This window comes from Mesoflavibacter profundi (genome assembly GCF_014764305.1).
Classification (GTDB): Bacteria; Bacteroidota; Bacteroidia; order Flavobacteriales; family Flavobacteriaceae; genus Mesoflavibacter; species Mesoflavibacter profundi.
This window is the reverse complement of the sequence record NZ_CP061703.1, coordinates 3,060,013-3,073,788: the sequence shown is the minus strand read 5'-3', so window position 1 is coordinate 3,073,788 and position 13,776 is coordinate 3,060,013. Positions and strand designations below refer to the sequence as shown.

At 30.2% G+C, this 13,776-nt stretch carries 12 protein-coding genes; all 12 read left to right on the top strand.

The window, feature by feature from the left end; all coding sequences use genetic code 11:
• The first annotated feature begins 81 nt into the window (after positions 1-81).
• The 12 genes from IFB02_RS13835 (at position 82) to IFB02_RS13780 (ending at position 13,765) form a co-directional block, all read left to right on the top strand.
• Positions 82-882 (top strand): outer membrane protein assembly factor BamD, encoded by an 801-nt coding sequence (locus IFB02_RS13835; protein WP_106688958.1) that lies wholly within the window; start codon positions 82-84, stop codon positions 880-882.
• Positions 883-886: 4 nt separating this feature from the next.
• Complete coding sequence (locus tag IFB02_RS13830; protein WP_106688957.1) at positions 887-1,216, top strand: DNA-directed RNA polymerase subunit omega; 330 nt, start codon at positions 887-889, stop codon at positions 1,214-1,216.
• Between the two features lie 4 nt (positions 1,217-1,220).
• Positions 1,221-2,432, top strand: coding sequence for a bifunctional phosphopantothenoylcysteine decarboxylase/phosphopantothenate--cysteine ligase CoaBC (gene coaBC / locus IFB02_RS13825; protein ID WP_106688956.1), 1,212 nt, complete (start codon positions 1,221-1,223; stop codon positions 2,430-2,432).
• Positions 2,425-3,312, top strand: coding sequence for a type IX secretion system protein PorD (porD, locus tag IFB02_RS13820; RefSeq protein ID WP_106688955.1), 888 nt, complete (start codon positions 2,425-2,427; stop codon positions 3,310-3,312). Before coaBC ends, porD begins: the two co-directional genes overlap by 8 nt.
• 38 nt (positions 3,313-3,350) lie before the next feature.
• The gene (gene recN, locus IFB02_RS13815; RefSeq protein ID WP_191072878.1) at positions 3,351-5,003 is read left to right on the top strand and encodes a DNA repair protein RecN; all 1,653 of its coding nucleotides are present in this window, start codon (positions 3,351-3,353) and stop codon (positions 5,001-5,003) included.
• A 70-nt stretch (positions 5,004-5,073) separates the two neighbouring features.
• A complete protein-coding gene (locus IFB02_RS13810) occupies positions 5,074-5,895 on the top strand; it encodes an enoyl-ACP reductase FabI (protein WP_106688953.1) in 822 nt (273 codons plus the stop codon).
• A 199-nt stretch (positions 5,896-6,094) separates the two neighbouring features.
• Entirely contained in the window at positions 6,095-8,785 is a 2,691-nt protein-coding gene (locus IFB02_RS13805) for a T9SS type A sorting domain-containing protein (RefSeq protein ID WP_191072877.1), read from the top strand.
• Between the two features lie 70 nt (positions 8,786-8,855).
• Positions 8,856-9,857 carry a glycosyltransferase gene (locus IFB02_RS13800; protein ID WP_191072876.1) on the top strand — a complete coding sequence of 334 codons (1,002 nt, stop codon included), beginning with the start codon at positions 8,856-8,858 and terminating at the stop codon, positions 9,855-9,857.
• 2 nt (positions 9,858-9,859) lie between these two features.
• Positions 9,860-10,822: a YbbR-like domain-containing protein gene (locus IFB02_RS13795; protein WP_191072875.1), complete on the top strand. Its 963-nt coding sequence runs from the start codon at positions 9,860-9,862 to the stop codon at positions 10,820-10,822.
• Positions 10,819-11,415, top strand: coding sequence for a dephospho-CoA kinase (coaE, locus tag IFB02_RS13790; protein WP_106688949.1), 597 nt, complete (start codon positions 10,819-10,821; stop codon positions 11,413-11,415). The genes IFB02_RS13795 and coaE overlap by 4 nt, the downstream gene beginning before the upstream one ends.
• A 106-nt stretch (positions 11,416-11,521) precedes the next feature.
• Positions 11,522-13,051: a sensor histidine kinase gene (locus IFB02_RS13785; RefSeq protein WP_223878850.1), complete on the top strand. Its 1,530-nt coding sequence runs from the start codon at positions 11,522-11,524 to the stop codon at positions 13,049-13,051.
• A 6-nt stretch (positions 13,052-13,057) separates the two neighbouring features.
• Positions 13,058-13,765 (top strand): response regulator transcription factor, encoded by a 708-nt coding sequence (locus IFB02_RS13780; protein ID WP_106688947.1) that lies wholly within the window; start codon positions 13,058-13,060, stop codon positions 13,763-13,765.
• The last annotated feature ends 11 nt before the right edge of the window (positions 13,766-13,776 follow it).

Sequence of the window (13,776 nt, the reverse complement as noted above, 5' to 3'; positions counted from 1 at the left end):
AAGCTAACAATTATTTTAGCAATTAAATAATATTTTTAAAATCCATATAAATAGCGTATTTTTGCGCTTCGTTAAAATTTTATGAAGCATTTAATTTATATTTTAGTCGCATTAGTTTTTTTTAATTCGTGTAGTGAATATCAAAAAGTTTTAAAATCTGAAGATATCGCTGCAAAGTTTCAATTAGGAGAACAATTGTATAACGAAGGTAAGTATACCAAAGCTAACCGTTTATTTGAACAAATTGTTCCTGCTTACAGAGGTAAACCTCAAGCAGAAAAATTAATGTTTCTTTACGCAGATACATATTACCAAACAGGAGAAGAGTACCTTGCAGGTTACCAATTTGAACGTTTTACATCTGCTTACCCAAGAAGTGAAAAGTTAGAAGAAGCGTACTACAAAAGTGCTATGAGTTATGCAGCTTTGTCTCCAGTATATTCTAAAGACCAACATGAAACACAAAATGCTTTAGAAAAATTACAACTATTTGCAAATCTTTATCCAAGCTCTAGTCATATGCCAGAGATAAATAAAACGGTAAAAGATTTAGAATATAAATTAGAATTAAAAGCTTACAGTATAGCAAAACAATATAATCACATTACAGATTATAAAGCTTCAATAAAAACATTTGATAATTTTATAGCAGATTTTCCTGGATCTACATTACGCGAAAAAGCGTTATATTACAGATTTGATTCTGCTTACAGATTAGCAATAAATAGTGTTGAGTATAAGAAAAAGCAAAGATTAGAAGACGCAATTACTTATTACAACGCATTTAAAAGATTATACTCAGGATCAGAGTTTATAGCAGATGCCGATAAAATGAACGAAGACCTGAAAGAACAATTACAAAAATATAGCACAAATATCTAATACTATGGATTTAAAGAAAATCGATGCGCCATCAACAACAACTACTTACAATAGAAATGCTATAGATGAGCCAACAAACAATATTTACGAAGCTATTTCTATCATTTCAAGAAGAGCAGAGCAGATTAATTCTGAAATTAAAAAAGAATTAATTGAAAAGTTAGAAGAATTTGCTACTTATAACGATAGTTTAGAAGAAATCTTTGAAAACAAAGAGCAAATAGAAGTTTCTAAATTTTACGAAAAATTACCTAAACCACATGCTTTAGCAGTTAAAGAATGGTTAGATAATAAAATCTATTACAGAAACACAGAAGAAGATAACAAAAAGTAATCGCATGTCTATTTTAAGTGGCAAGAATATACTGTTAGGCGTAAGCGCTGGTATAGCTGCTTATAAAACAGCAACTTTAGTTAGACAATTTATAAAAGCAGGTGCCAATGTACAAGTAGTCATGACACCTGCTTCTAAGGATTTTGTAACTCCGCTTACATTATCTACACTTTCCAAAAATCCTGTATATTCCACATTTACAGACGAAGAAGACGAAAACGCTACTTGGAATAACCATGTAGAGTTAGGGCTTTGGGCAGACTATTTTGTGATAGCGCCAGCAACAGCAAATACATTATCAAAAATGGCTAATGGAACTTGCGATAATTTATTATTAGCAACGTATCTATCGGCAAAATGTAAAGTATATTTTGCTCCAGCAATGGATTTAGATATGTATAAACATCCATCTACTTTAAATTCATTTAGTAAATTACAAGCATTTGGTAATGTAATGATACCTGCAACTTCTGGTGAATTAGCTAGCGGATTAGTTGGACAAGGAAGAATGGCAGAGCCAGAAGATATCGTATCGTTTATAGAAAAGGATATTTTAAACGGACTACCGTTAAACGGAAAAAAAGTTATGATTACTGCTGGACCAACGTATGAAGCTATAGATCCAGTTAGATTTATAGGAAATCATTCTTCAGGAAAAATGGGATTCGAGATAGCCAAAGCAGCAGCAAATTTAGGTGCAGAAGTTATTTTAATTTCTGGTCCAACACATCAAACAGTAAATCACAATTTAATTACTATAGTTCCTGTTGTTAGTGCTTTAAATATGTACGAGGCTGCACATAAATATTATTCTAATAGTGATATTGTTATAGCAGCAGCAGCAGTTGCAGACTACAAACCAAAAAATGTAGCCAATCAAAAAATAAAAAAGAAAGATGCTACGTTAACTTTAGAGCTAGAAAAAACAAAAGATGTGTTAGCATCTTTAGGAGAAATAAAAACAAGTCAGTTTTTAGTAGGATTTGCTTTAGAAACTAATAATGAAGTAGAAAATGCAAAAAGCAAACTAAAAAGAAAGAATTTAGACTTAATTGTATTAAATTCGTTACAGGACAAAGGTGCAGGTTTTAAATCAGACACTAATAAAGTTACGTTAATAGATAAAGACGAAAACATTAGTACATTTAAGTTAAAATCTAAAACCGAAGTCGCAACAGATATAATAAACACTATAATAACTGCAATAAATGCGTAATTTTCTTTTTGTATTAATTTTACTTACTCAATGTATTAGTTTTGCTCAAGAGTTTAATGCAACTGTAGTTGTAAATGCACAATTAACGGGTAATGAAAATTTACAACAATTTAAAACTCTAGAGAACCAGCTAACCGAATTTATTACTAATACAAAATGGACAAATAAAGAGTTTAAACCTCAAGAACGTATTAATTGTAATTTAGTAATAAATATCACAGAGTATTCTGGAAATAATTACAACGCAACGTTACAAATACAATCTTCTAGACCAGTTTTTGGAGCCTCTTATACAACACCAATCTATAACATAAATGATAAAGACTTTTCTTTTGATTATGTCGAGTTTCAAAATATAATTTACAATCCAAATCAATATGTGTCTAATTTAATTTCGGTATTATCCTTTCATGTATATATGATATTAGGTATGGACGCAGATAGTTTTGAAGAAAATGGAGGTGATGTATACTTCAAACAAGCACAAAATATTAATAACTTTTCTCAACAAAATAATTATAAAGGTTGGAAATTAGAAGACGGTTTACAAAGTAGATTTGCTTTAATAGATAATTTGATGTCGCCAACTTATAAAGAGTTTAGACAAGTCATGTACAGTTATCACCGTAAAGGCTTAGATCAATTTAGTACGAATTTAAAAGACGCAAAAAACCAAATTGCAACATCGCTTTTAAATTTTAAAGAGATGAACAGAAGACGACCAAATTCTTATTTAGCTAGAATATTTTTTGATGCCAAAGCAGAAGAAATCGAACAAATCTTTTCAGATGGACCAAGTGTAGAAATCGTAGAATTGGTAGATGTTTTAAATAAAGTTGCGCCAATGCATTCTTCAAAATGGCGAAATATTAAGTTTTAGGATTAGTTATTAAATAACCATCAATATATCTTACTTATATGTTAACAGGATTAACTATAAAAAACTATGCATTAATAGATCAAATGCAAGTAAATTTTAATGACGGTTTTACTATTATTACTGGCGAAACTGGTGCAGGAAAATCTATATTACTTGGTGGATTATCTTTAATATTAGGAAAAAGAGCAGATTTGTCAAGCCTAAAAAATCCTGAAAAAAAATGCATAATAGAAGCAACTTTTAATATTTCTAACTATAAATTAAAACCATTATTTGCTTCAGAAGATTTGGATTATGAAGAGCAAACAATTGTTAGAAGAGAAATTTTACCATCAGGAAAATCAAGAGCTTTTGTAAACGATTCGCCTGTAAATCTTTCAAGCTTACAAAAGCTAGGAGAACAATTAATAGATATTCATTCACAGAATGAAACATTACAATTAGTAGATGATAGTTTTCAGTTTCAAGTAATTGATGCTTTAGCAAAAACAGAAGCAGATTTAAAGTCTTATACTACGACATTAAAAACATATAAAATACTTCAAAAGGAATTATTAGAATTAAAACAATTTCAAGCAGAAGCTATAAAAGAACACGATTATAATTCTTTTTTACTTAAAGAGTTAGAAGAAGCAAAACTTAAAGAAGGCGAGTTGCAAGATTTAGAAGAAGAATATGAGGTTTTAAGTAATGTTGAAGCAATACAAGAAAAGTTAGAGAGTTCTAATCAATTACTAACAGAAGAGCAAGTAGGAATTATAGAAAACTTAAGAGAAGTAAAAAACAATCTTCAAAAACTTTCAACAATTTCAGATAAATATATAGATATTTTTAATCGCGTAAATAGCTGTTTAATAGAGCTTGATGATGTGGTGACAGATATAGATAATTATCACTCTATTTTAGAAGTTAATCCATCTAGATTAGAACAAGTAGATGCTAAACTTGCACTTATAAATAATTTGATGCAAAAACACGTTGCGCAAAATGTGTTAGAATTAATAAAAATTAAAGAAGAATTATCAATTAAAGTTGAAGCTACAGAAAATGTAGATAAGGATATAGTAGATAAACAAAACCAAATAGAAGAAATAAAACAAACACTTAATAATCAAGCCAAAATTATTACAGAAAAACGCAATAAAGCAATACCTAATTTAATTCGACAATTGCAGAATATTCTTGCTAAACTAGGAATGCCAAATGCACAATTTGAAATTACATTAATACCTGCATCAGACTTTTTAAGTAATGGTAAAGATCAATTAAGTTTTTTATTTTCAGCAAATAAAGGCGGACAATTTAATACATTAAAAAAGGCGGCTTCAGGTGGAGAATTATCGCGAATAATGCTAGCAATAAAAGCTATATTATCACAATACATAAAACTACCAAGTATTATTTTTGATGAAATAGATACTGGCGTTTCTGGCGAAATCTCAAATAAAATGGCAGATATTATGTCACAAATGAGTAAGCAAATGCAAGTATTTAGCATTACACATTTACCACAAATAGCAGCAAAAGGAAATACACATTTTAAAGTGTATAAAGAAGATATTAATAATGTAACTACTTCAAATTTAATTAAATTAGATTATGACGAAAGAGTAGTAGAATTAGCTCAAATGCTTGGAGGAACAAAAATATCAGATTCAGCAATAGCTCATGCTAAACAATTATTAAATTAATATCACTTAAAGTAAAAAGTTATTTTATACATTTGAAATCTCATAACAAAAAAACGAAACAACTATTAATATGTCATTCAATTTATTAAAAGGAAAAAAAGGAATCATATTTGGAGCATTAGATCCAAACTCAATAGCATGGAAAACTGCAGAACGTGTACATGAAGAAGGCGGAGAATTTGTGTTAACTAATGCGCCTATAGCTATGCGTATGGGACAAATAGATCAATTAGCAAGTAAAACAGGATCTCATATTATTCCAGCAGATGCTACTAATTTAGAAGATTTAGAAAATTTAGTAGAAAAATCTATGGAGTTATTAGGCGGAAAAATAGACTTTGTTTTACACTCAATTGGAATGTCTGTAAACGTTCGTAAAGGTCGTGCTTACACAGATCAAAATTATGATTGGACACAAAAAGGAACAGACGTATCTGCAATGTCTTTTCATAAAACAATGCAAACTTTATATAAAAAAGATGCAATGAATGAATGGGGAAGTATCGTAGCTTTAACATACATGGCTGCACAACGTGTTTTTCCAGATTATAATGATATGGCAGATAATAAAGCTTATTTAGAAAGTATTGCCCGCAGTTTTGGATATTTCTTTGGAAGAGATAAAAAAGTAAGAGTAAATACAATTTCGCAGTCTCCAACACCAACAACAGCTGGTCAAGGTGTAAAAGGATTTGATGGGTTTATTGCTTACGCAGAAAAAATGTCTCCTTTAGGAAATGCTACAGCTTTAGATTGTGCTAATTATACAGTAACGTTATTTAGTGATTTAACAAAAAGAGTTACATTACAAAATCTGTATAACGATGGTGGTTTTAGTAATATGGGAGTAAGTGATGCTGTGATGGATACTTTTGTAGAAAATCAAGAATAATTATAATTTATTACTTAAATATAAGCGCTTTACATTTTGTAAAGCGCTTTTTTTATGAATAAATATTTGATCATAATAAAATGTTAACACTTTAACTATTTTATTTGTTTTTAAACGATTTGATAACAGTTAAGCATAATACTTAACATTAAATTAATATTTTTATAAGGTATATAAATAAATACTAAACTTAATTAATATGAAAAAAATTACTTTTATGATTTTTGCATTTCTAGCTTTGTTTATATGGCAAGCAAATGCTCAAGTAACGACATCAGAAAATTTTGGAACTAGTGGTACAGATTCTGCGCCAACAGTTTTAACAATTAACTCTGGTGATATTACTGTAAATGGAGCAGCTCCAATTGATGCTGTTTCTTTAGGTACTTTTACAACTCACTATAATTCTGCTACGGGAAGTACTGCGTATTGTGGCAGTTGGTATGCATTTGATTTAGCTGTTACTGGAGGAGTTGCAGATGGTACATCAATTTTAGGTGGTTGTGATGCTGAATTTAACGGTTTAGACGTTACAGGTTTTACTACTATAACAATAACAAGTGAGGATATTGACGCCTATAATGATTTAGTATTCTTTGATATAGATTTAGATGTTACTTATACACCGTCAACACCACCAAATTGCGATGCAGTTATGACATCTCCTGCAGATGCTTCAATTGATGTGCCTGTTACTGGTGATATTTCATGGTCTGCTGCAACTGGAGGCGCTTCAGGTTATGACATAACTGTAGGTACAACAACTGGGGCTTCTGACGTTTACTCTGCTTCTTTAGGCGACGTAACAACTGTAAATGTTGGTTCATTAGCACCTGGAACAACTTTTTATGTTAACATCGTACCAACTAATGCTAATGGAGCTGCATCAGGTTGTACAGAATATAGTTTTACTACTATTAACGCACCTGAAGTATGTCCAGAGGTAACAGCAGTAACTGATCCAGCTTGTGGTAACTATGATTCTCAAATCTCTTGGTTAGCTATTGATGGAGCAGATGGCTATACAATAACTGCAGGAACTACTCCAGGAGCTAATGATATTGAAGATGCAACAGATTTAGGAACATCTTTGTCTTATACTTTTACCAACCAAGTTGCAGGAGCCAATTACTACTATACAGTCAATGCATATAATACAGCAGGTCAAACATCTGGATGTGCTGAAGGGTCTTTTACTACATTTTCAACTTCTTGTTATTGTGAATCAATACCTTCAAGTAATGATGGTACTGGGATTGGAAGTTTACAAGTAGGAACTACAGACTTTACTAGTGGAGGTGATGTTACATACGAAGATTTTACAGGAACTCCAGTAGACTTAGGACAAGGTTTAACAGCTAATGTTCAAATAGTATTTCAAACAGGTTGGACATATGATACTAATATTTGGATAGATTTTAATGATGATTTTGTTTTTGATTCTTCTGAACAAGTATTTGATGGTGTTTCTCTTGCTGATAATCCAACAACATTAGATGCTTCATTTATGATGCCTGCTACAGCTGCTTTAGGTCAACACAGAATGAGAATTGGTACTGCAGATTCAGGACAAGCAACACCAAACTCATGTTATAATGGAGCGTATGGTGTAACTATGGATTTAGATGTAAATATAATTGTTGTTACTTGTTCTTCACCAGTTGCAACTACGACTGTAAACGACGATTGTGCTAACAATCAATTTAGTGTAGATGTTGAAATTACAGACTTAGGTGATGCAACTTCATTAACCATTTCAAATGATGGTGGAGTAGCAGCTACAACTGGAATTAACGCAACAGGTACATATACAGTAGGTCCTTTTGCTCAAGGTACTCCTGTTAATTTAGTATTAGAACACGAGCAAAATGCAGCTTGTAATGTTAATTTAGGATCTTTTGAAGATAATTGTCCTCCTCTAACTATAGCAACATTAAATTTAACAGGAGACTGTGGTCTTGCAAATGATTCTGCAGTAAGTGAATTACTTGCAGGTGAATTACATTGGTATGAGTTGGTTTATGATGCAACATGTACAGACTTTACAATTGATACAGAAGGTGGTGCGTTTGACACTGAAATAGGAATTTATGATGCTTCAGGAAACTTAATTGGTAATAATGACGATGGTGGAACAGGTACTTTAAGTTCTTTAACATTATCCGGTCAACCAGCAGGTACATATTATGTAGTTGTAGGTTCTTTTAATATGACATTTGGTGCAACAGGTTGGAATGTAACAACTACTGGTACAAACACAGGAGATTTATATTTAAATGCTAGTACTGTTCCAGAAAACGACGAATGTGCTGGTGCATTCCCATTAACATTAGGTGTAGAGATGTCTGGTGATAATACAGGCGCTACAGATTCTGGTGTAACATCTGCTTGTGATTCAGGAATTATTTCTGATGTTTGGTATTCATTTGTTGGACCAGCTTCAACAGAAGTAAGTATCGAATGTACAGCTGCTAATTTCTCTGTATTCTCAGACTGTACTACAGAATTAGTTTGTAACCAACAAACAGTAACTGGACTGGTAGATGGACAAACGTATTATGTAAGAGTAACAGACGACGGAACAGCAAGAATGCAAGCTCCAGGAGCATTTACATTAACTGTTTCAGAAGTTGCGCTTTCTACTGCACAATTTGATCAAGAATTAGGATTTAGCTATTATCCTAACCCAGTTAATAACAATTTAACTTTAAAGTCTCAGAAAGAGATAAATAATGTATCTGTATTTAATATGATAGGTCAAGAGGTTTACAGAAATGTACCTAATACAATGACAGAAGTTGTAGATATGACTAATTTACAAGCTGGTGCATATTTTGTTAAAGTTACTATTGGTAATTCTACAAATACAATTAAAGTAATTAAAAATTAATTTTTATTACAATAAATAAAAGAGCCACCATTTGGTGGCTTTTTTTATGTGTTTAACTTAAATTTGTTTTATGAAGTTAAACTTTTCATTTATTGTACCTGTTTATAATAGACCTAATGAGATTGATGAACTATTGCATAGCTTATCAAATTTAATAGGTGATATTCCTTTTGAGGTTGTAATAATAGAAGATGGATCTACCATTACTTCTAAAGCTGTTGTAGAAAAGTATAACACTACTTTAAATATTTCCTATTATTTTAAAGCCAATTCTGGTCCAGGAGATTCTAGAAATTTTGGGATGAGAAAGGCAAAAGGAAATTATTTTATCATTTTAGATAGTGATTGTATTTTGCCAAAACAATATTTAAAAAAGGTCTTAAAAAGCTTAACCGAGAATTTTGTTGATTGTTTTGGTGGTCCTGATGCAGCGCATAAAGATTTTACAACATTACAAAAGGCAATAGATTTTAGTATGACTTCTTTTATTACTACTGGCGGAATACGAGGAAGTAAGCATGCTGTAAATCGTTTTCAGCCTAGAAGTTTTAATATGGGTTTATCTAAAGCTGCTTTTGAAGCTTCAAAAGGTTTTGGCAATATTCATCCTGGTGAAGATCCAGATCTAACAATTAGATTATGGCAATTAGGTTACCAAACCAAATTAATTGAAGATGCATTTGTGTATCATAAAAGACGTATATCTTGGACAAAATTTTACATCCAGGTGTATAAATTTGGATCGGTTAGACCAATTTTAAATTCGTGGCATCCTTCAACTAAAAAGGTAACTTATTGGTTTCCTTCGTTATTTATTATTGGACTTTTATTTAGTTTTATATTATATATTCTAGGGTATAAAATATTTTTAATGTGTTATGTTGGGTATTTTATTCTAGCTTTTTTACTAGCATGCTATAAGACTAAAAATTTAATTGTTGCTATACAAAGCTTAATAGCTATAATAATTCAATTTTCTGGTTACGGTTATGGTTTTTTAAAATCTAATATTAAATTACTTTTTAGTAAAAAGCAGCCTGAGCAATTGTTTCCTAAATTATTTTTTAAGTAAAGATGAAATCTTTAAAAGCCAAAATCTTGTCATTATTTAGAAGTAAAAAACTTAATGTGTTTTTTGTCTTTTTTATGATTGCTCTAAGTATATTGGTGTTAACTAAATTATCTCAGACTTATCAAGGTACTTTAGTATTTAATGTCAAGCCAACAGATGTAAAAGAAACACAAGTCATTCTAAACGATTCTGCCAACCAATTAATTATTACTTTAGAAACACATGGGTTTAATTGGTTAAATTATGCTTTTAATAAACCTGAAGTAAAAGTTAATCTTCAAAATGATGTCTTACAAAAAGATTCAACTTTAATATGGACAGAACGTAAAGGATTTTCTAGCATAAGTAAACAATTTGGTAAAGACACTAAAGTATTAAGTATAAACCCAGACACTTTAGTCTTTAATTTTGATGTAAATCAAGTTAAAAAAGTACCAATAAAAAGTAATTTTAAAATAGCTTTTAAAGAAGGATATAACACTTTAGATCTAATTACTGTAAAGCCAGAATCTATAAATATAATTGGTCCTGCAACACTTCTGCAAAAAATAGATTTTATCACAACCGAATCTAAAACTTACGAAGAAGTAAAAACTAATATTAATAAACCTATACAGTTAATTTTAGATAATATAAGTAAAGAGATTAAAGTATCGCAAACCCAAGTCAACTTCAAATTGGAAGTTTCTAAATTTACAGAAGGAATAATTACTTTACCTGTCACAATTACTAATGTGCCAGAACATTTATCAATCAATTATTTTCCTAAGCAAGTCAATGTAAAATACTCTACAACTATAGAAAATTTTAATACTATTAGTAAAACCGATTTTGTTGTACAATGTGATTATAAAAAAGTAAAAAACAACTCTTTTTTAATTCCCGAATTAATCCAACAACCTAAAAACGTTAAAAATGCTAGAGTAGAAGAGCAGCAAATCGAATTTATCATAACTCAAAAATGACAAAATTAGTAGGATTAACTGGCGGTATAGGAAGCGGTAAAACAACTGTAGCTAAATATTTTGAAGAACTTGGCGTACCAGTCTACATTGCAGATTCAGAAGCTAAAGCGCTTATGAATCGATCAAAAGTTATTCGAAGAAAACTAATAGCTTTATTTGGTAATGAAGCCTATTTAGAAAACACGTTAAATAGACTATTTATAGCTCAGCAAATTTTTAATGATAAAAAATTGCTTAACGCTATGAATGCTATTGTACATCCAAAAGTAGCAAGTCATTTTAAGCGTTGGGTAAACAAACAAGATTCACCTTACGTAATTAGTGAAGCAGCAATTCTTTTTGAAAACGGAAGCTATAAAAAATACGATTTCATAATAACTGTTACAGCTCCAGAAAATATAAGATTGCAACGTGTGATAAAACGTGATAATAGTAATAAACAAAAGGTAGAAGCTATAATGGCAAACCAATGGTCTGATCAAGAAAAAATCAAACGATCGGATTTTGTAATAGAGAATATAGATTTAGAGCAAACAAAAATTCAAGTAAGAAAAATCCACAAAAAAATATTAAAATTGACCTCTAAGCATTAAATTTTAACATTTTTGTTAATGTAAGGTTAAAAGGATATAAGGATAAATGTTAAAATCTTAATTTTGGGCAATGAACAAAAGGATTTTTCTAGCATTAGTTATATTAATGAGCCTTTCTTTGATAGGAATTATCTTAGTACAAGCCTATTATATTAACAATTCTCTTCGCAATACAGAAGAGCAATTTAACTTTAACGTTAGAAAAGCCTTAAGTTTTGTATCAAAAACAATAGAAAAGCAAGAAAAAGAACAACACATTTTCTGGCTATCTAAAGCGATACAAGAAAGCGGAACAAAAGCAGACACAACTGCAATTTTAAACTTTTATGTAGAGCAAAAAAACAACGATACAAACGAAACATTAATATATCGTAACGGTATACTAGAAGAAAACTTTAAGTTATCTTCTGCGCTCTTTGACATAGGTTTAGATAGTATAAACGTAAAAAGAATTTTAAGCGAAAAAGAAACTAAAGTCATAGAAGATGGATCTGTAGATGGTGGCACAAGCCTTACAGCATTATTATCGCAAATCGCAACACAAGAATTTGCAGATATATTCTCAGAATCTTCTTATAACGAGTTTGCTTACCGTAGACCAATACATAAACGAGTATCTGTAGAAGAAATAGATAGACTATTAAGTTTAAAACTATTAGAAGACGAAATAGATATAGACTACGAATTTGCAATTTACAGTAACGGATTAGCAACAAAAGTTAAAACTGAAAATTTTGAACTAAAAAAAGGAGCAACCTTTAGTGCACCATTTTTTAGTAACAAAAAAGACAAAAGTAACTACAGACTATTAGTTAATTTTCCAGATAGAAAAGAATTTATTTTATCTTCTATATTAACAATGCTAATACTTTCAATAGTATTTACATCTATCATCATATTAGCATATTCTAGTGCTATTTATCAATTAATTAAGCAACGTCAAATTTCAGAAATCAAAACAGATTTCATAAATAATATGACGCATGAATTTAAAACACCAATAGCAACAATTAATTTAGCATTAGACTCTATAAGAAACCCTAAAATTATTGAAGACAAAGAAAAAGTGCTACGATATTTAGGCATGATAAGAGAAGAAAATAAAAGAATGCATGCTCAAGTAGAAAACGTTTTAAGAATATCTAAACTAGAAAAAAACGAACTAAATATAAGTAAAGAACGATTAGATTTACACAGCTTAGTAGAAGAAGCAATAACACATGTAGAGCTAATTGTAGAAGATCGTGGTGGAGAAATAACAGCCAATCTAAATGCAGAAAAAACATCTGTTTTAGCAAACGACTCTCACTTTACAAACGTATTAGTGAATATTTTGGATAATGCTATAAAGTATTCTCCAGAAGCACCAAAAATTATAGTTACTACAGAAGTAGTAGGAAACAATATATTAGTGCATGTTAAAGATCACGGAAGTGGTATGAGTAAAACAGCACAAAAACGTGTGTTCGAAAAATTTTACAGAGAACATACAGGAAATATACATAATGTAAAAGGTCATGGGTTAGGATTAGCCTATGTAAAAAGAATAATAGAAGACCATCAAGGTCACATATCAGTAGAAAGCGAAAAAGACAAAGGAAGTACTTTTACCATAAAGCTTCCGTTAATATCATAAGTTACTATGGAAGAACAACAAAAACGAATTTTATTAGTAGAAGACGATCCAAACTTTGGAACAGTCTTAAAAGATTATTTAACCATGAATGATTACGAAGTAACACATGCCAAAAACGGTATGGAAGGCTTCGAAAAATTTAAAAGAGGTGATTTTGATTTATGTATTTTAGACGTCATGATGCCTTATAAAGATGGTTTTACTTTAGCTAAAGAAATTAGAGAAAAAAACGAAGATATTCCTATTGTTTTCTTAACAGCAAAAGCAATGAAAGAAGACGTTTTAAAAGGTTATAAAGTAGGAGCAGACGATTATTTAAACAAGCCTTTTGATAGCGAAGTTCTTTTAATGAAAATTAAAGCTATCATGCAACGTAAAGCAACAGACTCTTTAGCAGATAGCAAACAATTTGAATTTAAAATTGGTGATTTTGATTTAAATTCTAAACTAAGATTTTTAACTTATAAAGATCAAGAACCAATTAAATTATCGCCTAAAGAAAACGAATTATTACGTTTACTTGCTTTACATGAAAACGATTTAATGCCTCGTGAATTAGCATTAACAAAAATATGGAGAGACGATAACTACTTTACGTCAAGAAGTATGGATGTTTATATTGCTAAATTAAGAAAGTACTTAAAAGTAGATCCTAACGTAGAAATTTTAAACATTCACGGTGAAGGATTTAGATTAGTAATAAATCAAGGATAAAAAACTACGTT